This window comes from Roseateles sp. P1_C6, assembly GCF_056406315.1.
The window spans coordinates 202,774-223,611 of the sequence record NZ_JBFUAK010000010.1; the positions used below are offsets into that span (position 1 = coordinate 202,774).

General features: G+C 69.4%; 18 protein-coding genes. 6 read left to right on the plus strand and 12 right to left on the minus strand.

What is annotated here, in order from left to right:
- Window positions 1-51 precede the first annotated feature (51 nt).
- From AC1D29_RS22190 to AC1D29_RS22200, 3 genes are all read right to left on the minus strand, one after another.
- Window positions 52-2,313, minus strand: coding sequence for a M56 family metallopeptidase (locus tag AC1D29_RS22190; RefSeq protein ID WP_477901493.1), 2,262 nt, complete (start codon window positions 2,311-2,313; stop codon window positions 52-54).
- Window positions 2,306-2,710 carry a BlaI/MecI/CopY family transcriptional regulator gene (locus AC1D29_RS22195; RefSeq protein ID WP_477901495.1) on the minus strand — a complete coding sequence of 135 codons (405 nt, stop codon included), beginning with the start codon at window positions 2,708-2,710 and terminating at the stop codon, window positions 2,306-2,308. The genes AC1D29_RS22190 and AC1D29_RS22195 overlap by 8 nt, the downstream gene beginning before the upstream one ends.
- A gap of 76 nt (window positions 2,711-2,786) precedes the next feature.
- Window positions 2,787-3,239, minus strand: coding sequence for a VOC family protein (locus AC1D29_RS22200; RefSeq protein WP_477901497.1), 453 nt, complete (start codon window positions 3,237-3,239; stop codon window positions 2,787-2,789).
- Between the two features lie 64 nt (window positions 3,240-3,303).
- Here AC1D29_RS22200 and AC1D29_RS22205 point away from each other — a divergent pair, with 64 nt between their 5' ends.
- The 4 genes from AC1D29_RS22205 to AC1D29_RS22220 all read left to right on the plus strand — a co-directional run bounded on the left by AC1D29_RS22205 (window position 3,304) and on the right by AC1D29_RS22220 (window position 8,935).
- Window positions 3,304-3,774, plus strand: a complete 471-nt coding sequence (locus AC1D29_RS22205) for a YciI family protein (protein WP_477901499.1) — start codon at window positions 3,304-3,306, stop codon at window positions 3,772-3,774.
- Between the two features lie 104 nt (window positions 3,775-3,878).
- Window positions 3,879-5,591, plus strand: a complete 1,713-nt coding sequence (locus AC1D29_RS22210; protein WP_477901501.1) for an Hsp70 family protein — start codon at window positions 3,879-3,881, stop codon at window positions 5,589-5,591.
- A gap of 5 nt (window positions 5,592-5,596) precedes the next feature.
- Entirely contained in the window at window positions 5,597-7,339 is a 1,743-nt protein-coding gene (locus AC1D29_RS22215) for a hypothetical protein (RefSeq protein WP_477901503.1), read from the plus strand.
- A gap of 3 nt (window positions 7,340-7,342) precedes the next feature.
- A complete protein-coding gene (locus AC1D29_RS22220) occupies window positions 7,343-8,935 on the plus strand; it encodes a hypothetical protein (RefSeq protein WP_477901505.1) in 1,593 nt (530 codons plus the stop codon).
- 7 nt (window positions 8,936-8,942) lie between these two features.
- Here AC1D29_RS22220 and AC1D29_RS22225 read toward each other — a convergent pair whose 3' ends face one another.
- Both AC1D29_RS22225 and AC1D29_RS22230 read right to left on the minus strand, forming a co-directional pair.
- A complete protein-coding gene (locus tag AC1D29_RS22225; RefSeq protein ID WP_477901507.1) occupies window positions 8,943-10,160 on the minus strand; it encodes a 6-phosphofructokinase in 1,218 nt (405 codons plus the stop codon).
- Between the two features lie 43 nt (window positions 10,161-10,203).
- On the minus strand, window positions 10,204-10,548 hold the full coding sequence (locus AC1D29_RS22230; RefSeq protein ID WP_477901708.1) for a winged helix-turn-helix transcriptional regulator: 345 nt from the start codon (window positions 10,546-10,548) through the stop codon (window positions 10,204-10,206).
- 101 nt (window positions 10,549-10,649) lie between these two features.
- Between AC1D29_RS22230 and AC1D29_RS22235 the strand changes: the two genes are divergently transcribed.
- Window positions 10,650-11,645 (plus strand): NADPH:quinone reductase, encoded by a 996-nt coding sequence (locus tag AC1D29_RS22235; protein WP_477901509.1) that lies wholly within the window; start codon window positions 10,650-10,652, stop codon window positions 11,643-11,645.
- Window positions 11,646-11,649: 4 nt separating this feature from the next.
- Here the strand turns inward: AC1D29_RS22235 and AC1D29_RS22240 are convergent, their stop codons facing one another.
- The 4 genes from AC1D29_RS22240 to AC1D29_RS22255 form a co-directional block, all read right to left on the minus strand.
- Complete coding sequence (locus tag AC1D29_RS22240; protein ID WP_477901511.1) at window positions 11,650-13,866, minus strand: putative bifunctional diguanylate cyclase/phosphodiesterase; 2,217 nt, start codon at window positions 13,864-13,866, stop codon at window positions 11,650-11,652.
- Window positions 13,867-13,994: 128 nt separating this feature from the next.
- A complete protein-coding gene (locus tag AC1D29_RS22245; RefSeq protein ID WP_477901513.1) occupies window positions 13,995-16,265 on the minus strand; it encodes a YgiQ family radical SAM protein in 2,271 nt (756 codons plus the stop codon).
- An 87-nt stretch (window positions 16,266-16,352) separates the two neighbouring features.
- Window positions 16,353-16,559: a cold-shock protein gene (locus AC1D29_RS22250; protein ID WP_477901710.1), complete on the minus strand. Its 207-nt coding sequence runs from the start codon at window positions 16,557-16,559 to the stop codon at window positions 16,353-16,355.
- 138 nt (window positions 16,560-16,697) lie between these two features.
- Entirely contained in the window at window positions 16,698-16,925 is a 228-nt protein-coding gene (locus AC1D29_RS22255) for a (2Fe-2S)-binding protein (RefSeq protein ID WP_477901515.1), read from the minus strand.
- A gap of 107 nt (window positions 16,926-17,032) precedes the next feature.
- On the opposite strand from AC1D29_RS22255, the gene bfr reads away from it, so the two are divergent.
- A complete protein-coding gene (bfr, locus tag AC1D29_RS22260; RefSeq protein ID WP_477901517.1) occupies window positions 17,033-17,509 on the plus strand; it encodes a bacterioferritin in 477 nt (158 codons plus the stop codon).
- Between the two features lie 52 nt (window positions 17,510-17,561).
- On the opposite strand, the gene AC1D29_RS22265 is transcribed toward bfr, so the two are convergent.
- Genes AC1D29_RS22265 through AC1D29_RS22275 form a run of 3 tightly spaced genes read right to left on the minus strand, consistent with a single transcriptional unit; the run spans window position 17,562 to window position 20,780 of the window.
- The gene (locus tag AC1D29_RS22265; RefSeq protein WP_477901519.1) at window positions 17,562-18,035 is read right to left on the minus strand and encodes a cyanophycin metabolism-associated DUF1854 family protein; all 474 of its coding nucleotides are present in this window, start codon (window positions 18,033-18,035) and stop codon (window positions 17,562-17,564) included.
- Window positions 18,036-18,037: 2 nt separating this feature from the next.
- The gene (locus AC1D29_RS22270) at window positions 18,038-18,532 is read right to left on the minus strand and encodes a RidA family protein (RefSeq protein WP_477901521.1); all 495 of its coding nucleotides are present in this window, start codon (window positions 18,530-18,532) and stop codon (window positions 18,038-18,040) included.
- Window positions 18,525-20,780, minus strand: a complete 2,256-nt coding sequence (locus AC1D29_RS22275) for a cyanophycin metabolism-associated ABC transporter (RefSeq protein WP_477901523.1) — start codon at window positions 20,778-20,780, stop codon at window positions 18,525-18,527. The genes AC1D29_RS22270 and AC1D29_RS22275 overlap by 8 nt, the downstream gene beginning before the upstream one ends.
- Window positions 20,781-20,838: the final 58 nt, after the last annotated feature.

Sequence of the window (20,838 nt, forward strand, 5' to 3'; positions counted from 1 at the left end):
GCCGGCGGCGCGGAAGTGGCTTTGGCGATGCCGCGTCTTCGCCGTCGGCCCTCAACTGATCCGGTCCAGCGCGTTCTCGATCTGGCCGCGCTCATGCTCACCCATGCCGCGCCCGGCGCGGCGCACGCGCTCGACCAGGGCGGCATCGACCGGCTTGGCCTGGCCCATCTTCTCGGCCACGCGCAGCAGCACCTGCAACCGCTCGAAGCCGGCGTCCATGGCCTCGGCGCTGGCGAGCACGCGCTCCAGGCCCGCCAGGCCCAGCCTGGGCCGGTCCAGCAGCTGGTTCAGCGCCTCGCGCCGCTCGAAGCCGCCGGAGATGCCGCCGGCCACGCGGGCATAGGCCTCGACCAGTTCGGCCTCGTCGCCCTGCAGCCGGCGCGCGACCGCGCTCAGCGCCTCACGCTTCTCGAAGTCGCCATGCAGCTGCGAGGCCGCCTGCAGCCCGGCCGCGAGCACGGCGGGTTGCGGTGTGGCGCTGACCTGCGCCTCGATGGCCGTGCGCAGCTCGAAGTCGCCGTCGATGCGGCCCAGCGCGTCGGTCCAGGCGGCCAGCACGGCGGGGCTGCCGGACAGCCGGGGCGCCAACGCACCCAGCGCCTCGCGCCGTTCGAAGTTGCCGTCGATGCCGCCCGCGGCCTGCAGCCAGGCCAGCTGCTGGGGTTCTGCCAGCGGCTGGCGCGCGATGGCGCTCAGCGCCTCGCGCTTCTCGAAGGCGCCGGCCATGCCGGCGGACGCGGCGATGAGGCGGTCCTGCGCGGCGGCAGGCACGGGCGCGTCGAGCTTGAGCGCGGCCTCGATGCGGCGGCGGCGCACGAAGTCTTCGCTGGGGCGCTCGACGTCGGCGAGCACCGCGTCCAGCCCGCCCTTGGCGAACAGTCGCTTGGCGCGCACCAGCGGATCGGTCATGGTCTCGGCCATGCGCTGCACGGCCTTGGCCCACCAGCGCTGCGCGGCCTCGTCCATGGGCTGGCTTTTGCGGCCGACACGGTACTCGCGCTCGATACGGCCTTCGCCCATCGATGTCAGCGTCAGCTCGCGCAACAGGCCGCCCTCGCGTTCGCGCACCACCAGCGTGCCGGTCAGCGATCGCACATCGTCCTCGGCGTCGTTGAAGGCCACCCGGCCGTTCAGCTTCACCGAGAAGCTGCCGCCGGGATAGCGGCTGACCATGCGCGTGCCGCCGCCGCTGGGAAAGCCGTCGGCCAGGCCGCCCAGGTCGAAGTGATCCAGCAGCTCGCGGGCGTCGGTGTGGCTGACGACCACGGCGGGCAACGCGACCAGCGCTGCCAGCATGACGGCCACCAGGCCCCAGCGCACGCCGCGGCGCTCGCGCGGAACGTCGTCATCGGCCTTCAGCAGGCGGCGCACGCGGGCAAACAAGGGCGAGCCGGCACTGGCGGCGCCGCAGGCCAGGGCCGGGCCGTGGCTGACGCCCTGCACCTTCAGCGCCTCGGCGCAGCGCAACAGGCTTTGCGCCAGGGCCAGGCGTTGCCCGGACGGCGCGGCGGCCGCGGCGTCGCAGGCCAGTTCGGCCAGCAGGTCCAGCCGCTGCAGCGCGACTCGGTTCAGCGCCTGCGGCCACAGCAGCGCGCGCAGCACCGCGGCCAGCAGCCGCCAGGCCGGGTCGCGCCGGCGCAGGTGAGCCAGTTCGTGGCCCAGCACGGCGCGGGCCTCGTCGTCGGGCAGGTCCAGGCACCAGGCCGGCAGGCACAGCACGCGGCCGGGCGCCAGCAGCGGGCTGGCCCAGCCCGGGCGCGCGTGGCGCAGCGCCGGCTGCGGCACACCCATGTCGGCCGCGAGGCGCGCGGCCAAGCCCTGCCAGCGTGGGTCGACCAGTGCCGGCAGGCGGCGCACGGAGCGGCGCAGCCAGGCCCATTGCAGGGCCAGGCCGGCCAGCATCAACAGGGCGCCGGCCAGCCACAGCGCGATGAAGGCGACGGCCACGTCATGCGCCTTGGGCGCGAGGCGGGTCGCCAGCGGCAGCGCGCCGAGCTGGGCGACGGGCCGGGCGACAGGGGCGGCCTCGACAACGACAGGTTGGACATCGGCCAGCAGCGGCGCCGCGACCGGCACGGGCGCCTGCACGGCCGCGTGCGGCGGCGCGACATCGTCGGGCACCGGCGCCGTGGGCAGCAGCGGCAGGCTGGCGCTGACGAGGCCGCCCAGCAGCGCCACGCGCCACAGCGTCTCCTGCGTGGCCGTGGCCAGGCGACCCAGCAGGCCCAGCCGGTCCGCGGCCCACAGGCTGCCGATCAACAGGCTGCTGTGCAGCAGATAACTGCACAGCCAGGTCAGCAGCACATCAGTCATTCTGGGTTTCTCCCTTGCGTTGTTTCAGCAGCGCCTGCAGTTCGGCCAGCTCCTTGGCATTGACGCCGCGCGCATCCAGCAGATGGCTGACGAGGGCGCTGGCGCGGCCGGCGAACAGGCTGTCGACCAGGCTGCCCACCATGGAGCGCTGCACATCCGCCTGGCTGACCAGCGGCGTGTACAGCAGCGCCCGGCCGTCGCGCCGGCTGCTCAGCAGGCCGCGCTTCTCCAGCCGGGTCAGCAGCGTCGCCACGGTCGTGTGCGCCAGGTCGCGCTCGCCGCGCAACGCCTCGGCCACGTCGGCCGTGCTGGCCTCGCCGCGCGCCCACAGCACGCGCATCAGGCTGAGCTGCAGCTCGCTCAGCGATACGTCGCCGCTGCCGATGTCCTCGTCCATTGCTGTTCTTCTACAGTTGTCGTACTACAAATGTAGAAGAAGAGTTTGCGCGCCGCAAGTGGCTTTCGGCAGGGGGTCAGGCGGGCGGGTTGCGCAGCCGCTGGCTGAACCACCACAGGTGCCCGTCCGGGTCTACGCAGCCGTAGCTGCGGTCGGCCCAGTACTCGGCGCCGTAGTCGTTGTCGGTCAGCTCGAAGGTCACGCGCGCGCCCGCCGCCCGCGCCTGCGCGCAGTGGGCGTCGACGTCGTCGACATAGAGGAACAGGTTCTGCGTGTTGGCGCCGGCGGCGGCCTGCGGCGCGCGGCACGGCACGCCAAAACGCATCTCGCGCGCGGCACTGCCCTCGGCCACCATGACGATGGCTTCGCCATAGCGCAGCTCGCTGTGCATGACGCTGCCGTCCGGCGCGTCAACGACGATCTCGACCTCGAAGCCAAATGCCTGCCGGTACCAGGCAATGGCCTGGCGCGCGTTCTCGCAATACAGCGTCGAGGACAGGCGCGGCCAGCCGGGTGGGGTGGGTTTCATCGCGGTCTCCGGGGAGCTGGGGTGCGGTTCAATCCTCGCACCCCGACTGCCGCGCCGCCACACCATGAAAACCGTAGGTTTCGCCAAGCTCGCCGCCTGCACATTCGCCTTGCTCGCCGCCCTGCCCGCCCACGCCCAGGAGGCCCCCGCGACCTATGACGCCGCCAAGGCCCAGGCCTGGGGCGCCAACGACCAGGGCCTGCGCCCATACGTCTTCGTGCTGCTGAAGACCGGGCCCAAGCGCATGCCCGACGGCCCCGCGCGCAACGAGATGTTCCAGGGCCATTTCGCCAACATGACGCGCCTGGCCAAGGAAGGCCTGCTGGTCTACGCGGGCCCGCTGGACGGCGTGGGCGGCCTGCGCGGCCTGTTCATCTTCGCCACGGCGGACGTGGACGCGGCGCGCAAGGCCGTGGACACCGACCCCGTCATCGTCAACGGCGAGATGGTTGCCGAGCTGCAAAAGCACTTCGGCTCGGCGGCGCTGCTGTCCGTCAACGAATGGCACCCGAAACTGATCAAGCCCAAACCCTGATGGCGCCTCTCCGGGAAGCTCCTAGCCCCGCAGCGAGGGGGCATTGACCGGGACAGGGCCGCCGAGCCGCTACGCTACCGCCCGTTTCACGGGAGGTTTCCAACATGATCCTGGGCATCGACCTGGGCACCACGCACAGCGCAGCGGCCGTGTTTCGCGACGGCGCGCCGGTGCTGATCCCCAACGCCCACGGGGACTACCTGACGCCATCCGCCGTCAGCCTGGACGAGCAGGGCCACACCCTCGTCGGCCTCGCCGCGCGCGAGCGCGCCGGCCTGCACGCCCAATCCACGGCGCTGGCCTTCAAGCGCTGGATGGGCAGCGACAAGGCGCTGACGCTGCGCACCGGCAAGCACGAGAAGACGCTGCGCGCGGAGGAGCTTTCGGCGCTGGTGCTGCAGACGCTGAAGGCCGACGCCGAGGCCTTCCTCGGCGAGCCCGTCACCGAGGCCGTCATCACCGTGCCGGCCTATTTCAACGAGGCCCAGCGCCGCGCCACACGCACGGCGGGCGAGATCGCCGGCCTCAAGGTCGAGCGCCTGCTCAACGAGCCCACCGCCGCCGGCCTGGCCTATGGCCTGCAAGAGCGGCCGGAGCACAGCAGCTTCCTGATCTTCGACCTGGGCGGCGGCACCTTCGACGTGTCGGTGCTGGAGTATTTCGAGGGCGTCGTGGAGGTGCGCGCGAGCGCCGGCGACACGCGTCTGGGCGGTGAGGACTTCAGCCGCGTCATCGCGCAGCTGTTCGCCAAGCAGTGCGATGCGCTCAGCGCCGACGACCGCCAGGCCTGGTTCGAAGGCGAGACCTGGTGGCGCCTGGCCGAGCAGGCCAAGCGCGACCTCGGCGAGCGCGACAGCGCGGACATCACCACCGTCTGGCGTGACCGGCCGCTGGCCACGACGCTGAGCCGCGCCGACTTCGAGGCCGGCTCGCAGGAGCTGCTGCAACGCCTGCGCCGCCCCATCGAACGCGCGCTGGCCGACGCCCAGCTGGACCCTGGTGGCCTGGCCGAGGTCATCCTCGTCGGCGGCGCCACGCGCATGCCGATGGTGCGCCAGCTGGTCACGCGGCTGTTCCAGCGCCTGCCGCTGCGCAACCTCGACCCCGACCTCGCCATCGCGATGGGTGCGGCCGTGCAGGCCGGCCTGAAGGCGCGCGACGCGGCGCTGGACGACATCGTGCTGACCGACGTGATGCCGTATTCGCTGGGCATCATCGCGGCCAGCACCGTCAACGGCCGCTTCGTCAACGACCGCTTCTCGCCCATCATCGAGCGCAACACGCCGGTGCCGGTGTCGCGCGTGGAGAGCTACCACACGGTGGTCGACCAGCAGCGCCAGATCCTCGTCGACGTGCGCCAGGGCGAGTCGCCCGTGGGCTCGGAGAACCTGAGCCTGGGCAAGCTGGAAATCGCCGTCGCGCCCGCGCCGGCCGGCCAGGCGGGCGTGGAGGTGCGCTTCACCTACGACGCCAACGGCCTGCTGGAAGTGGAGGCACGCGAGATGCCCGGCGGCCAGCGCCATGAGCTCATCATCGAGAGCCAGGGCGCGCGGCTGTCCAGCGCCGAGATCGCCGCGACGCGCGAACGCCTGCAGGCCTTGAAGCGCCACCCGCGCGACGAGCAGGACAACCGCTACCAGATCGAACGCGCCAAGCGCCTGTTCGAAGACCGCCTGGGCAACGACCGCGTGATGCTGCAGGACTGGTTGGCGGAGTTCGAGGCCGCCATGCAGACCCAGGACCCGCGCGCCATCCGAAGCGCGCGCCAGCAGTTCAAGGAGCAGCTGGACAGCATCGACACGACCTTCCGGTTCTGACCGCCATGTGGGAACAGGACTGGGCCCTGCTGGGCATTGAGCCGACGACCGAGCTGGCGGCGATCAAGAAGGCCTATGCGCTGAAGCTGCGCGTCACGCGGCCGGATGATGACGCCGAGGCCTACCAGGCGCTGCGTGGGGCCTACGAGCGGGTGCAGCAGTGGCTGCGGTGGCAGCAGCAGGCCGCCACGGACAGCCCGCCCCCAGGCATGCCGGCCGAAGCTGCGGTCGTCGGCACCGGCAGCGAGCCGGACACGGCCAACCCGCCGGCAGTGCCCGAGGAACCCCTGCAACCCGGGCGCAGCCTGAATCAGCTCGTTGCCGCAACCGACGCGCTTTGGCGCGAACAGGGCGGGGCCGCGCTCGCCGAGGCCTGGCCGGCCATCAACCGGCAGCTGGACGAGGTGCCGCTGGCGAACCAGGCGGAATGCGCCACGCTGTTCGCGCAGTGGGTGCTGGACCAACCTGCCCTGCCCGACCCCTTCGTGTCGGCGCTGAACCAGCATTTCGGCTGGCTGGATGATTTCCGCGCCGAACGCCAGATCGGCACCGCGCTCGTGCAGGCCTTGCACGAAGCCCTGGACGGCCGGCTCGTGGGCCAGACCGCGGGACCGGCGTTGCGCCGCGAGGCCGGACCGCTGCTGCACCTGCATCGCGTGCTGGACCGCGGGTGGGGGGCCGCCGCGCCGGCACTCGCCGCCATCATCGGCCCCGGGCTGCAGCGGCTGTACCGCAGCCTGGGCGCGGGCAGCCTGCGCCGCCTCGGCCTGCGCCAGCCTGAGCAGCAGCAGCTGAAAGCGGCCTTTGACTTCGCATTCGCGCTGCGGCTGGCGCTGTGCGTGCTGCCACTGCTGTTGCTGGGCCTGGCGCGTGCGCCGACGCACGAAGCCCTGGCCTGGTCGCTGCTGCGCTGGCTGGGCGTCGGCCTGGCCGGCGTGGGCTTGGCCTACCTGGGGAGTGCCTGCCTGGAGCGCGGCTTCGCCCCCCGCGGCGCGCACAGCCGCTACCGGATGTGGCTGGACCGTTGGCGGCTGCAAAGCTGGACGCCCTGGCTGGGCCTGGCGCTGCTGGCTGCGGCCGTCTGGCTGTCGCACGAGCACCCGGCGACAGACCGGGCGATGGCGTCGGCGATGGATGTCGCGATGAAAGCGCCCGTCGACGGCGTCAAGTCCATCGGCATCATCGACCGCGAGACTATGCGGTGGGCGTTCTGGGTCGATGTGCTGACGCCGCAACTGCTTGGCTTGCTGGGCCTCGTCATCGCCTGGCCGCTGGCGGTCATGCACGGCCGCGTCATCGCTGGCCAGGTGCTGTTGCTGACCCTCATTATCCAGATGGGCATTGCAGGCAGCCTGCGGGACTTGTGGAGCGGCCTGACCGAGTCGTGGCTGATGCAGGTGATGCAAGGCCGCACGGGCCTGGCCACCACATGGCTGGGCTGCTGGCTCTGGCTGATCGTGGGCGCCCTCGTGCACGAGCAGCGATTGCGGGGCCTGGGCTGGCTGGTGTGGCTGGTGCGCCCGGTCGCGAACCTGCTGGCCATCGGCGACCGCTGGGGCCTGCCCCTCGCGCTCGCACCGGCCTTCCTGACGGCCGGCGTGCTGTTCCTGCTGGACCTCAAGCTGGGCACCAGCTCGATCCTGGTGCTCTGGGCGGTGCTCATCGTCGCGTTGTCGCATCTGCAGAATGCGCTGGAGCCCCACGGCCTGCGCTGGCTGGATCGCCTGGCGGCGTCCAGCGCCGCCTGAGCCATGTGGGAACAGGATTGGGCCCTGCTGGGCATCGAACCGACCACCGAGCTGGCGGCGATCAAGAAGGCCTATGCACTGAAGCTGCGCATCACGCGGCCGGATGACGATGCCGAGGCGTATCAGGCGCTGCGCGGCGCGTATGAGCGAGTGCAGCAGTGGCTGAAGTGGCAACAGGAGGAAGTGGCCGAGGCAAGCAATGAACGCGTCACCGAGCCCTCCGTTGAGATGCCCACCGCGGCATCACCGGCGCCCGCTGAGTCGCCGCTCCAGCCCCGCATCGAACCCGGCCCTCTCGTCGAGGAATTGACGCTGTGCTGGCGCCATGGCGGCGACGCCACGTTGCTGAGACATTGGGCCACGGTGCACCAGCAGCTGGACCAACAAGCTCTCAGCCGCCAAGCCGAGTTCTCCGCGGCGTTCGCGCAGTGGGTACTGGACACGCCCGCCCTGCCGGATGCCTTCCTCAAGGCGGTCAACACACATTTCGGTTGGCTGGAAGACTTCCGCACCGAGCGCCAACTGGGCCCGGCGCTGGCCCATGCGCTGCACGACGCCCTCGATGCGCGCGTGCGGCCGCTCGTGCTCGACCCAGGCCTGCGGACGCTGGCCGCGCCACTGCTGGGGCTGGACGCGCTGCGCAAGACGGGCGGCTTCTGGTGGCGGATTCAGCTGCTGTGCTTTCTGCTGCAGCCCACGCTCGCCCGCGGCCAGCATCTGCTGGGTGAGCAACGGCTGCTCCGGCTCGGCCTGGACACCATCGCACAGGATGGGCTGAAAGAGGCCGCGCTTCGCGGCTTGTGGCTTCGCGTGGGCATCGCGACGCTGGCCTGCATGGTGGCGGGCATCGCCTGGGCCGGCGACGCCTTCATCGGCATCGGCTACGGGCTGAGTTGGCTGGTCGGCACGGTCGCCGTCATGCTGGTTGGCTGGTTTGCCGGCAGCATGATGCTGCTGCCGGCCGCCTTGATCCCGCCACTGCTCAAATGGCGTCGCCACAGTCCGTATCAGCCGGCCCTCGCGCTGGTCTGGCTGCTGTTCGCAGCCTTCCTGTGCTACCTGGCCGCAACGCCGGAGGCCAGCCCAAACGGCGGCTCACTGTCCTTGCTGCCACCCTGGGCCTATGGCTACGCCGCCGCGGGTTTTGCGGCCGCCGGGCTGCTGGTGGCCTGGCCCGATGACATGCAACACGCCGGCGTGGCCGGGGGCCTGGCGCCGCTGATCGGCTGGCTGGCCGTCACGGCGCTGGGCGCATGGTTGCCGGCGTCGAGTTGCCTGCTGATCGGCGCGGCCTGGATGCTGGCGGCCGCAGCGGTGCACGAGGAAAGGCTGCTGCTGCCCGAGTCCACACCGCTGCGCTGGCTGGTGCGGCCGATGCTGAACAGCCTCGTGCTGGTTGACCGCTGGACCTATGTCGTCGCGCTGACGCCGCTGTCGGTGGCAGTTGCCTGGGCCGTATTCAGCGATGGCAAGGTGGGCGCGCTGCGCATCTTTCTGGTCTGGGTGCTCAGCATCATGGCGGTCGGCTGGCTGCAGCTCAAGGCGGACGCCTGGTGTCTGCGCTTGTTGCCTGCCGCACAAGCCGATGAAGCTTGAACCGGCTTCAGCCCTTGTTCAACACCTTGGCGACCGGGTTCGGCCTCAACCTGAACGCATCCGGCATGCCCGAGCCCAGCAGCGGGCGCAGGTAGAGCCGGAAGGCGTCGGTCACGTCGGTGCCGGCCGCGGTGATGAAGTGGTCTTCCATCGTGCGCGTCTTGCCGGCCACGGCGGACAGCGGCAGCAGTTCGTAGTCGACCGCGTAATAGCCGGTGCGCTTGATGGCCACCGAGCCGTCGCGGTCGCCGTGGAAGGCGTACTGCACGGCCTTCTCGCCGACCTCCCGCGCCTCGCGCTGGTCCACGTCGGACACGCAGCCGAGGAAGCTGCGCTGCAGGTAGCCGAAGGTGTCGCCGCGCACGCGCTTGATGCCCAGCTTGGTCTTGATTTCCTCGCACAGCAGGTCGGCGAGCGCCCCGGTGCCGCTGAGCTGCACGTTGCCATGCGCGTCGCGCTCCAGGTCACCGGCGAGCTTGGACAGCATGGGCGTGCCGGACGCATCGTGGATGCCCTCGCTGACGGCGATCACGCAGCGGCCGTAGCGGTCGTGCGTGGCCTTCACGTCGCGCAGGAATTGCTCGGTGTCGAAGTGGCGCTCGGGGAGGTAGATCAGGTGCGGGCCGTCGTCATCGAACTTCTTGCCGAGTGCTGCGGCCGCGGTCAGGAAGCCGGCGTGGCGGCCCATGACGACACCCACGTAGACGCCCGGCAGCGCCGCGTTGTCGAGGTTGGCGCCGGCGAAGGCTTGCGCCACGAAGCGCGCGGCGGACGCATAGCCCGGCGTGTGATCGTTGCCGACCAAGTCGTTGTCGATGGTCTTGGGGATGTGGATGCAGCGCAGCGGGTAGTCGGCCGCCTGGGCCTCCTCCGAGACGATGCGCACGGTGTCCGACGAATCGTTGCCACCGATGTAGAAGAAGTGCGTGATGCCGTGCGCCTGCAGCACCGTGAAGATCTCGCGGCAGTAGGCGGCGTCGGGCTTGTCGCGCGTGGAGCCCAACGCCGACGCGGGCGTGTTGGCGACCAGTTCGAGGTTGTGGCTGGTCTCCTGCGTCAGGTCGACGAAGTCTTCGTTGACGATGCCGCGCACGCCGTGGCGGGCGCCGTAGACCTTGCCCACGCCGGCCTGGCGGCGCGCTTCGAGCACGACGCCGACGAGGCTCTGGTTGATGACGGCGGTGGGGCCGCCGCCTTGGGCGACGAGGATCTTGGCAAGGCTCATGCGGGGTCTCCTGGGCGGACGCGGGAACGGGAGCCGCCGCAGTTTAGGCGCGCAACGTGGCAACCTCGGTGCGATGTCGCTCACCCCAGTCGCGCAGGCTCAGCAGCACGGGCCTGAGGCTCTGGCCAAAGGTCGTCAGCCGGTACTCCACGCGCGGCGGCACCTCGGCATGGACGGTGCGCGTGATGATGCCGTCGGCCTCCAGCTCGCGCAGCTGCAGCGTCAGCACACGCTGCGTCACCCCACCGAGTTCGCGCTGCAGCTCGCTGAAGCGGTGCATGCCGCCGAGCAGGTGGAAGAGGATCACGGCCTTCCAGCGGCCACCGATGACCTCCAGCGTGGTTGACACGGCGCAGGCGCGCCAGGAGGGCGCAAGTTCGTCAGGCAGGGCGTCCAAGGTGTCCTCCGTGATACCGAGGCAGAAGATTGTGCGTACTTCACAGCGGCCGTGCAGCGTGGGAGGCTGCAGCCCTTTTGCGAGGAGTCGCCATGAGTTCAGAACCGACCACGATGCGAGCGATCCGCTACGACCGCACCGGCCCCGCCCGCGAGGTGCTGCGCCTGCAGACGCTGCCCCTGCCGTCACCCGGCCCGGGCGAGGTGCGCGTGCGCGTGCATGCGTCCGGCGTGAACCCGTCGGACGTGAAGGCCAGACGTGCGCCGCAGATGCGCCACCCCGAGGTGACGCCGCACAGCGACGGCGCCGGCGTGGTGGAGGCCGTGGGCGACGGCGTGCCGGCCGGGCGGCTGGGCCAGCGCGTGTGGCTGTTCAACGCGCAATGGAAACGGCCCTTCGGCACGGCGGCCGAGTCCGTGGTGCTGCCGGCCGGGCTGGCCGTGCCGCTGCCCGAAGGCGTCAGCTTCGAGACCGCGGCCTGCCTGGGCATCCCGGCGTTGACGGCCTGGGAGGCCGTGCACGGCGAGGGCGCGACGGACGGCGAGACGCTGCTGATCCAGGGCGGCGCGGGCGCGGTCGGCCACCTGGCGGTGCAGTTCGCGGCGCAAGCCGGCAAGCGAGTGATCGCCAGCGTCAGCTCGGCACAGAAGGCCCAGCTGGCGCTGGCCGCCGGCGCGGCTGCCACCGTCGACTACCGGCAGGACGACGTCGCCGCCCGCGTGGCCGAGCTGACGGGCGGGCGCGGCGTGGACCGCGTCGTCGAGGTCAACCTGTCGGCCAACGCGGCCAGCTACACGCGGGTCGTGCGCCGGGGCGGCCGCGTCACGGTCTATGGCTCGGACGACTGGCAGGCCGTGCTGCCCCAGGTGGACTACCTCATCCACGGCCTGACGCTGCGCTTCTTCATCGTCTACGAGCTGAGCCCGCAGCGGCTCGCGGCAGGCATTGCGGGCGTGCATGCCGCGCTGGCAGGCGGGCTGGACGTGAGGATCGCCGCCCGCTTCAGCCTGGCGGACACGGCCGCCGCGCACGAGATGGTGGAAGCCGGCCGGCAGGTCGGCAACGTGGTGGTGCTGCCCGGCGCCTGAGGGCTCAGTCGCGCTTCATCCAGGCTTCGAGTTGGTCGGCCGGCATGGGCTTGGCGAACAGCCAGCCCTGGCCTTCGTGGCAGCCCAGCCCGATCAGGTACTGGCGCTGCTCCTCGGTCTCGATGCCTTCGGCGATGACCGTCAGGCCCAGGCCGCGGCCCAGGTTGACGACCATCTGCGCGATCGTCGAGCCGGCGGACGAGGACTGCGCCTCCTGCACAAAGGCGCGGTCGATCTTCAGGCGGTCCACCTGCAGCTGGCGCAGCTGGCTCAAAGACGAGAAGCCCGTGCCGAAGTCGTCGATGGCGACGCTGAAGCCCAGGCGCTTGATCTCGGCCAGCACGCGCAGCACGAGGTCGGCGTCTTCCATCGCCATGGACTCGGTGATCTCGAGCTCGATGTTGTGGCCGGCGACGCTGCAGTCGCCCAACGCGCGGGCCAGCATGTCGATGAAGCCGGGATGGCGGAACTGCGCCATGGACACGTTGACGGCCATGCGGAAGTCGGCGTGGCCCAGGGCCTGCATCTTCTTCAGCTGCGAGCAGGCCGTGCGCATGACGAACTCGCCGATGGGGATGATGAGGCCGCTCTGCTCGGCCAGCGGGATGAACTGGTCCGGCGGGATGAAGCGGCCTTCGACCGTCTTCCAGCGCAGCAGCGCCTCCGCGCCGATGACACGGCCGCTGTCGAGGTCGACCTGCGGCTGGTAGACGACGAAGAGCTGGCTCTCCTCGAAACCGGTGCGCAAGCCCTTGAGCAGCTTGAAGCGCTCACGCGCGTCGCTGCCCATGGCGGCCGAGAAGTACTGCGATGAACCGCGCTGCTGCTGCTTGGCGCGCTTCAGCGCAATCTGGGCATCCAGCAGCAGCTCGGAGCCGACGGCCTTGGATTCGCCCAGGCGCACGAGGCCCGTGGTGGCCGACAGCTGCAGGCGCTCGCCAGCGACGATGAAGGGATCGGCGAACACCGAGTTGACGCTCTCGGGGCAGACCTTGGCATGTTCGCCGAGCACGCCGAAGGTGTCGGCGCCGACGCGGGCCATCGCCGTGTTCAGGCCCAGCATCTCGCTCATGCGATGCACGACGGCCTGCAGCACCTGGTCGCCGAAGTGGTGGCCGAAGGCGTCGTTGATGTCGGAGAAGTCGTCGATGTCGATCAGCGCGAGCGTGACACCGGCGGGGTCCTTCAGGTTCTTGTCGAGCAGCTCGACGAAGCGGTTGCGGTTGGGCAGGCGCAAGAGCGGGTCGTTGTAGGCCTGGTCCAGCAGCTGGCTGTACAGCACGACGTTCTCGAAGCCGACGGCGATGTTGGAGCAGAAGGCGCGCAGCAGCTGCTGGTCCAGCTCGTCGAGCTCGCGGCCGACGTCCACCAGCGCGGCCATCGCGCGGCCCTGGCCCATGCCGAAGTACAGCACCGTGCCGTCGTCGTAGAGATTCTCCTGCTGCTCAAGGCAACGCTCCAGGCGGTCGCGGACCGCCGTGATCTTGACCTGGGCCAGCGGGCGGTCGATGAGGCCGCTGTACTGGCCGGCGGCCGCGACGATGCGGACTTCGTCGCCCGTCTCGCCGCCCACCTGGGCGCAGACCAGGCCTTCGGGCAGGATGCCCAGCAGCGCGCACAGCTGCGTGACGACGCCTTCGGCAAAGCGCGACAGGCCGCGCATGCGCGACAGCGATGTGCTGCTCTCGACAATCATCTCCAGGCCGCGGCGGTTGGCCTCCAGCGCGCAGATCTGGCGGTACGAACGCACGGCCGCGGTCAGCACCGTGTACAGCCGCGTGCGGGTCAGTTCGGACTTGGTCTTGTAGTCGTTGATGTCATAGGCCTGCACCGTCTCGATCTCGGGGGCATAGCCGGGCTGGCCGGTGCGCAGCACGATGCGCACGGCGTTCAGGCGCAACTCGTCGCGGATGTGGCGCACCAGCTGCAGGCCGGCGTCCTCGCTCTCCATGACGACGTCCAGCAGCACGACGGCAAGATCGTCTTCGCTCGCCAGCAGCTGGCGTGCTTGCGCAGCCGAGCTGGCGTGCAGGAAGATCAGTGGCTGGCCTTCGACCGTGAGGCCTTGCATGGCCAGCTCGGTGGCCTTGTGGACGTCACCGTCGTCGTCGACGATGAGGATGCGCCAGGGCCTGTTCTGCGGGCGATGGTCAAGCTCGGCATGCTCGGGTTCATCGAGCAGTTCGAGCAGGTCATCGTCAACGGCGGGCGTTTCTTGCATGAGGGCGAGGGCTCCGGGCACAGGCTGCGGCCACGGCAGCGGCAGCCTCGTCGGTCAAGAGCTGCAAGCGTAGTGCATCCGCGCGCGGCGTGTCACGAAAACGGCGGGCAAATGTCCCGCAGTCCGCGTCAACGCTTACCGGGTTTGCCCGGACGCGATCCCGCCGGACGCGCCGAGCCGGTGACGCGAGGCGGCAGACCGGTGTGCTGCGTCAAGAGCTGGCCCTTGCGCGGCGTGACCGGCTTCATCGGCGCCGCTGCTGCCGGCTTGGCGCCGGTGGAGTTCTTGCGCCGCGCGCTGTCGTAGCTGCCATCGGTCAGCGGCTGGTAGCTCGGGATCAGGTGGTGCTTGCCGTTGCCGATCAGGTCGGCGCGGCCCATGGTCTTGAGCGCCTCGCGCAGCAGCGGCCAGTTGTTGGCGTCGTGATAGCGCAGGAAGGCCTTGTGCAGCCGGCGGCGGCGCTCGCCGCGGACGATGTCGACCTTCTCGCCGCGCGTCTCGTCGCGGCTGATGCCCTTCAGCGGGTTCAGGCCCGAGTGGTACATCGCGGTGGCCGTCGCCATCGGGCTGGGGTAGAAGGTCTGCACCTGGTCGGCACGGAAGCCGTTCTTCTTCAGCCAGACGGCGAGGTTCATCATGTCCTCGTCGCTGGTGCCGGGGTGGGCGGCAATGAAATAGGGGATTAGGTATTGCTTCTTGCCGGCCGCGGCGCTGGCCGCCTCGAACATCTGCTTGAAGCGGTCATACGTGCCGATGCCCGGCTTCATCATCTTGGACAGCGGGCCGCCCTCGGTGTGCTCGGGCGCGATCTTCAGGTAGCCACCCACGTGGTGCGTGACCAGTTCCTTCACGTATTCAGGCGACTGCACGGCCAGGTCGTAGCGCAGGCCGGAGCCGATCAGGATCTTCTTAACGCCCGGCAGCGCACGCGCGCGGCGGTACATCTTGATGAGCGGATCGTGGCTGGTGTTCAGGTTCGGGCAAATGCCCGGGTAGACGCAGCTGGGCTTGCGGCAGGCAGCCTCGATCTCGGGCGACTTGCAGCCGATGCGGTACATGTTGGCCGTGGGGCCGCCCAGGTCCGACACGATGCCGGTGAAGCCCTTGACCTTGTCGCGCATCTCCTCGATCTCGCGGATCACGGAGTCTTCGCTGCGGCTCTGGATGATGCGGCCCTCGTGCTCGGTGATCGAGCAGAAGGTGCAGCCGCCGAAGCAGCCGCGCATGATGTTCACGCTGAAGCGGATCATTTCCCAGGCCGGGATCTTGGTCGCGCCGTCGTGGCTGCCGGCCGCGTCCGCATAGCTCGGGTGCGGGCTGCGCGCGTAGGGCAGGTCGAACACGTGGTCCATCTCGGCCGTCGACAGCGGGATGGGCGGCGGGTTGATCCACAGGTCGCGCTCGCCGTGGCGCTGCACCAGCGCACGGGCGTTGCCAGGATTGGTCTCCAGGTGCAGCACGCGGTTGGCGTGGGCGTACAGCACCGGGTCGCTCTTGACGGTCTCGTAAGCCGGCAGGCGCACCACCGTGTGGTCGCGCGGCGGCATCTGGATCCGGCCGATCTTGTGGATGGTGATCGGCTTGGGCGCGTCCGGCTCCTCGGTCGCGCAGACCTTGTCGTCGACGATCTGGTACGGGCTGATCAGCTCGTCGATGCGGCCCGGGCGGTCCACCTCGGTGGAGTCCAGCTCGAACCAGCCTTCGGCCGTCGGGTCGTCGGTGCGGCGCATGAAGGCCGTGCCGCGCACGTCGGTCAGGCTTTCGATGGGCTCGCGGCGCGCCAGGCGGTGGGCGATCTCGATGATGGCGCGCTCAGCGTTGCCGTAGACGAGCAGGTCCGCCTTGGCATCCACCAGGATGGAGCGGCGGACCTTGTCCTGCCAGTAGTCGTAGTGGGCGATGCGGCGCAACGAGGCCTCGATGCCGCCGATGACGACGGGCACGTCCTTGAAGGCTTCCTGGCAGCGCTGCGTGTAGACCAGCGTCGCGCGGTCGGGGCGCTTGCCGCCCTCGCCGCCGGGCGTGTAGGCGTCGTCGCTGCGGATTTTTCGATCAGCCGTGTAGCGGTTGATCATCGAATCCATGTTGCCGGCCGCGACGCCGAAGAACAGGTTGGGCTTGCCCAGCGCCTTGAAGGGCTCGGCCGATTGCCAGTCCGGCTGGGCAATGATGCCGACGCGAAAGCCCTGGGCCTCCAGCGTGCGGCCGATGACCGCCATGCCGAAGCTGGCGTGGTCGACGTAGGCGTCGCCCGTGACGATGATGATGTCGCAGGAATCCCAGCCGAGCTGCTCCATTTCCGCCCGGGTCATCGGGAGGAACGGCGCGGGGCCGAAGCGCTTGGCCCAGAACGGGCGGTAAGCGGTCAGCGCCTTGGGCGGTTGGGGCAATGCGGACATAAGACGTCGATTGTCGTTGGGCAAGGCCAGAAAGCACAAAGCCCGCGCACAGCGCGGGCTTGCTCAACGGCCGAAGCCGTGACGGAATTACAGCGAGCGGATGTTCGCAGCTTGCAGGCCCTTGGGGCCCTGCTTCACTTCGAACTCGACTTGCGCGCCTTCAGCCAGCGTGCGGAAACCGCCGCCGTTCTTGATTTCGCTGTGGTGGGCGAACAGGTCCTTGCTGCCGTCGGCCGGCGTGATGAAGCCGAAGCCCTTGCCGTCGTCGAACCACTTGACGGTACCGGTTTGCATGGTGCTCATGAGATTTCCTTGATGTTGTTGGATCAGTTTCGCCCGCAGCCCGAGCGGCTGCGGCAAAACACAACACTCAAGATCAGACGGGACGGGCGCCGGTCAGCGAATGCCGACCGAAGGGCGGATTGTAGGGGCTCAGGCCGCCTGCAGCGTGCGAGCGGCTGCGATCGCCACCACGCGACCGCGACCGGCACCACCTTCCACGCGGCTTTCCTCGAAGACGGCGCAAGCGCAGTCCCGGCAGGCGCCGCAGGCCGTGGCCACGCGCAGGTCATCCTGCAAGGCCTCGAAATTCGGGCAGCCGCTGGAGGCGGCAATCGCGATGTCGCGATCGGAGACGCGGTGGCAGACACAGACAATCATGGGTGCGAAGTCTAATGCGAATCGGTCTCATTTGCAAAAAGAGCGGTTTTGCTGAAGGGCTTTCACTGCCGATACTCCGGTCCAATGTCACGTTTTCGGAGTTCCCCATGCAAGGCGACGCCCAAGTCATCGTCCACCTGAACGCCCAGCTCAAGCTGGAGCTGACCGCCATCAATCAGTACTTCCTGCATGCCCGCATGCTGAAGAACTGGGGCCTGATGAAGATGGCCAAGCACGAGTACGACGAGTCCATCGAGGAGATGAAGCACGCCGACAAGCTCATCGAGCGCGTGCTGACGCTGGACGGCCTGCCCAACCTGCAGGACCTGGGCAAGCTCTACATCGGCGAGAACGCCGTCGAGACCATGAGCTGCGACCTGATCATCGAAAAGGCCTCGCACGTCCACCTGAAGGAAGCCGTCGCCTACTGCGAGCAGGTGCGCGACTACGTGTCCCGCGAGCTGTTCGTGCAGATCCTGGACGACACCGAGGAGCACATCGACCACCTGGAAACCCAGCTGGAACTGGTCACCAAGGTCGGCGAGCAGAACTACCTGCAGTCGCAGATGGGCGACGCCAGCTGAGCCAGCCCGCCACTCACTGAAGAGCCGCCTTGTCAGGCGGCTTTTTCATGCGTCAGAGGAAACGCTCCAGCAGCCGCTTGGACGGCTTGTCCAGCGCCCAGCGGTCCGGCACCTGCAACTGCACGCCGTGGTTGGACGTGATCAGCAGCCGGCCTTCGTCCAGCCGGCGGATGTCTTCCTCGCTCTTCAGCACGAAATCGACCTCGCCGCGGTCGGTCGCGATGCGCCAGGTGCTGGGCGTTGAGAAGGTGTTGACCGAGATCAGGCGCTGCAGCGTCGGGTGGAACTCGCGCGCGGCCAGCTCGGCCTCCAGCAGCCGGCGCGGGCCGTCAGGCAAGGCGGACAGGCGCTCCACCCAGGCCAACTCATGGCCGTGCACGCCGACCAGGGACAGGCCTTCGTCCGGCGCCGAGATCGGGTGGGCGCGCACGGGCGTGACGCCGACATGCGTGTCGCCGTTCAGGTCGGTCAGCACCAGCTTGCCGTGGGCGTCGATGTGCAGGTCGCGGAATGGCAGGGTAGACATCGTCAGGACTCCGCTTCGGTGGCGATCAGGTCGACCTCGACGGCCGCGTTCTTGGGCAGCTGCAGCACGCCAACGGTCGTGCGCGTGTGGGCGCCGGCCGTGCCCAGCACGCGCCACAGCAGGTCGGAGGCGCCGTCGGCCACTTCGCTGTGCTGCGTGAAGTCGGCGCCGCAATGCACGTAGACCGTCATGCGCAGCACGGCCTGCAGCTTCGACAGGCTGCCCAGCTCCTGGCGCAGCAGCGTCAGCGCACGCAGCACGCAGACGCCTGCGGCGCGGCGCGCGCGCTCCATGCTCACCTCGGCGCCGACGACGCCGGTGATGGCCACGTGGTCGCCGATGCGCGGAATCTGGCCGCTCAGATAGAGCGTTCGGCCGTCGCGCACCAAGGAGGTGTAGCGGCCGCCGATCTGGATCTCGACGCTCGGGTCGAAGCCATGTTCCGCAGCGGCGGCGGCCAGCTCGCGGTCACGTTCGTCTGGGGTGGTATCAGCCATCGACGGTGTGGGCGCTGGGGTTGGGGGCGACGACCATCAGACCCTGGTCGTCGTTCTCTTCCTGGTCGACGCGGCGGGCCTGCGCCTCCCACAGCCGCCAGTAGTGGCCTTGCTTGGCGATCAGCTCGTCATGCGGCCCCAACTCGACGATCTCGCCGCGGTCCATGACGACGAGGCGGTCGGCCTTGCGCAGTGTGGAGAGGCGGTGGGCGATGGCGATCGTCGTGCGGCCCTTCACCAGGTTGTCCAGCGCGCGCTGGATTTCCTTCTCGGTCTCGGTGTCGACGGCCGACGTCGCCTCGTCGAGGATCAGGATGGCCGGATCGATCAGCAGCGCACGGGCGATGGAGATGCGCTGGCGCTCGCCGCCGGACAAGCCCTGGCCGCGCTCGCCGACCAGGCTGTCGTAGCCGTGCGGCAGGCGCAGGATGAACTCGTGCGCGTGCGCGGCGCGGGCGGCAGCGACGATTTCGTCGCGGGTCGCGTCCGGCTTGCCGTAGGCGATGTTCTCGGCGATGGTGCCGAAGAACAGGAAGGGCTCCTGCAGCACCAGGCCGATGTGGCGCCGGTAGTCGGACACGCGGATGCGGCGCAGGTCCACGCCGTCCACCTTGATGCTGCCTTCGGTCACGTCATAGAAGCGGCAGATCAGATTGACCAGCGTGCTCTTGCCCGAGCCGCTGTGGCCCACCAGGCCCACCATCTCGCCGGGGCGGATGTCCAGGTTGAGGTTGCGCACGACCGAGCGCGAGCCGTAGCGGAAGTCCAGCCCCTGCATGGAGATCGCGCCTGTCACGTTCTCGAACGGCAGCGGGTTGACCGGGTCGGGCACGTTGGAGACATGGTCCAGGATGTCGAAGATGCGCTTGGCGCCGGCCGCGGCCTTCTGCGTGACCGAGACGATGCGGCTCATCGAATCCAGGCGCCCGTAGAAGCGGCCGATGTAGGCCAGGAAGGCGGTCAGCGTGCCCACCGTGATGCTCTGGTGTGCGATCAGCCAGATGCCCACGCCCCAGACCACCAGCAGGCCCATCTCGGTCAGCAGCGCGACGCTGGGCGTGAACAGGCTCCAGGTCTTGTTGAGCCGGTCATTCACCTGCAGGTTCTTCTGGTTGGCCTCGCGAAAGCGCGAGGCCTCGCGCCGCTCCTGCGCAAACGCCTTGACGACGCGGATGCCGGGGATGGTGTCGGCCAGCACGTTGGTGATCTCGCCCCAGACGCGGTCGATCTTCTCAAAGCCGGTGCGCAGCCGGTCGCGCACCAGGTGGATCAACCAGGCGATGAAGGGCAGCGGCACCAGCGTGGCCAGCGCCAGACCGGGGTGGATGCTGAACAGGATCACCGAGGTCATCGCCAGCATCAGCACGTCGGTGATGAAGTCCAGCGCATGCAGGCTCAGGAACACCGAGATGCGGTCCGTCTCCGAGCCGATGCGCGACATCAGATCGCCGGTGCGTTTGTTACCAAAGTATTCCAGCGACAGGCCCAGCAGATGCTCGAAGGTGGCCGTGCGCAGGTCCGCCGCGATGCGCTCCGACACCAGCGACAGCAGATAGGTCTTGGCCCAGCCCAGCGCCCAGGAGAACAGCGCCGCGCCGAACAGGCCGGCCAGCAGCAGCGTGACGAGGTGGGGGTCGATGGACTGGCCGTTCTGGAACGGGATCAGCACCTTGTCCATCAGCGGCATGGTCAGGTAGGGCGACACCAGCGTCGCGCCGGTCGCGCCCATCATCAGCGTGAAGCCGAGCAAGAGCTGACCCTGATAGGGTTTGGCGAAGCGCCACAGCCGCAGCAGCACCCAGGTGCTGGGCGGCTTGCTGGCGTCACCGAAGTCGAAGGCTGAATCCCCGCCGTCGTCCACCTCCACCAGCGCGGCGTGGCCGGCCACGCGACGCACCTCGCGCTCAAAGCTGTCCACGAAGCGCACCGCCGCCGGGTTGCACGCCAGCGTGAAGCGCCAGCGCGCCAGCCGCTGGGTCGGGCTGAACAACTCCATGAAGGCCAGCCCGCCGTGGTCGCTCAGCTTGAGGCTCTGGCCGGGCGCCAGCGGGTGCTCGCGCCAGCCGCCACTGGTCGGCTCGAAGGCCAGCAGGCGTGAATTCGTCAGCGCAATCAGCCCCTGGGCGAAGCGTCCTTCAGCGTCCAGGTCAACCTCCAGCGTGGCCACCACGTTCTCGTCAGCCGTGAGTCGCCCTTGAAGGGCGGCCGCGTGGGGGTGTGGCGCTGCGTCGCGAGGGATGTCTTGCATGTGTTCCTGGCTCTTACGGGCTGGCGCGATTCTCCGCCATGACTTCGGCGCACAATTC

Coding starts and splice junctions, on each gene's coding strand:
- AC1D29_RS22240 (WP_477901511.1), bottom strand. CDS start 13,866: ATGCAAGAAACGCCCGCCGTTGACGATGACCTGCTCGAACTGCTCGAT.
- AC1D29_RS22220 (WP_477901505.1), top strand. CDS start 7,343: ATGTGGGAACAGGATTGGGCCCTGCTGGGCATCGAACCGACCACCGAG.
- AC1D29_RS22205 (WP_477901499.1), top strand. CDS start 3,304: ATGAAAACCGTAGGTTTCGCCAAGCTCGCCGCCTGCACATTCGCCTTG.
- AC1D29_RS22200 (WP_477901497.1), bottom strand. CDS start 3,239: ATGAAACCCACCCCACCCGGCTGGCCGCGCCTGTCCTCGACGCTGTAT.
- AC1D29_RS22255 (WP_477901515.1), bottom strand. CDS start 16,925: ATGATTGTCTGTGTCTGCCACCGCGTCTCCGATCGCGACATCGCGATT.
- AC1D29_RS22235 (WP_477901509.1), top strand. CDS start 10,650: ATGAGTTCAGAACCGACCACGATGCGAGCGATCCGCTACGACCGCACC.
- AC1D29_RS22215 (WP_477901503.1), top strand. CDS start 5,597: ATGTGGGAACAGGACTGGGCCCTGCTGGGCATTGAGCCGACGACCGAG.
- AC1D29_RS22245 (WP_477901513.1), bottom strand. CDS start 16,265: ATGTCCGCATTGCCCCAACCGCCCAAGGCGCTGACCGCTTACCGCCCG.
- bfr (WP_477901517.1), top strand. CDS start 17,033: ATGCAAGGCGACGCCCAAGTCATCGTCCACCTGAACGCCCAGCTCAAG.
- AC1D29_RS22190 (WP_477901493.1), bottom strand. CDS start 2,313: ATGACTGATGTGCTGCTGACCTGGCTGTGCAGTTATCTGCTGCACAGC.
- AC1D29_RS22250 (WP_477901710.1), bottom strand. CDS start 16,559: ATGCAAACCGGTACCGTCAAGTGGTTCGACGACGGCAAGGGCTTCGGC.
- AC1D29_RS22275 (WP_477901523.1), bottom strand. CDS start 20,780: ATGCAAGACATCCCTCGCGACGCAGCGCCACACCCCCACGCGGCCGCC.
- AC1D29_RS22225 (WP_477901507.1), bottom strand. CDS start 10,160: ATGAGCCTTGCCAAGATCCTCGTCGCCCAAGGCGGCGGCCCCACCGCC.
- AC1D29_RS22195 (WP_477901495.1), bottom strand. CDS start 2,710: ATGGACGAGGACATCGGCAGCGGCGACGTATCGCTGAGCGAGCTGCAG.
- AC1D29_RS22265 (WP_477901519.1), bottom strand. CDS start 18,035: ATGTCTACCCTGCCATTCCGCGACCTGCACATCGACGCCCACGGCAAG.
- AC1D29_RS22270 (WP_477901521.1), bottom strand. CDS start 18,532: ATGGCTGATACCACCCCAGACGAACGTGACCGCGAGCTGGCCGCCGCC.
- AC1D29_RS22210 (WP_477901501.1), top strand. CDS start 3,879: ATGATCCTGGGCATCGACCTGGGCACCACGCACAGCGCAGCGGCCGTG.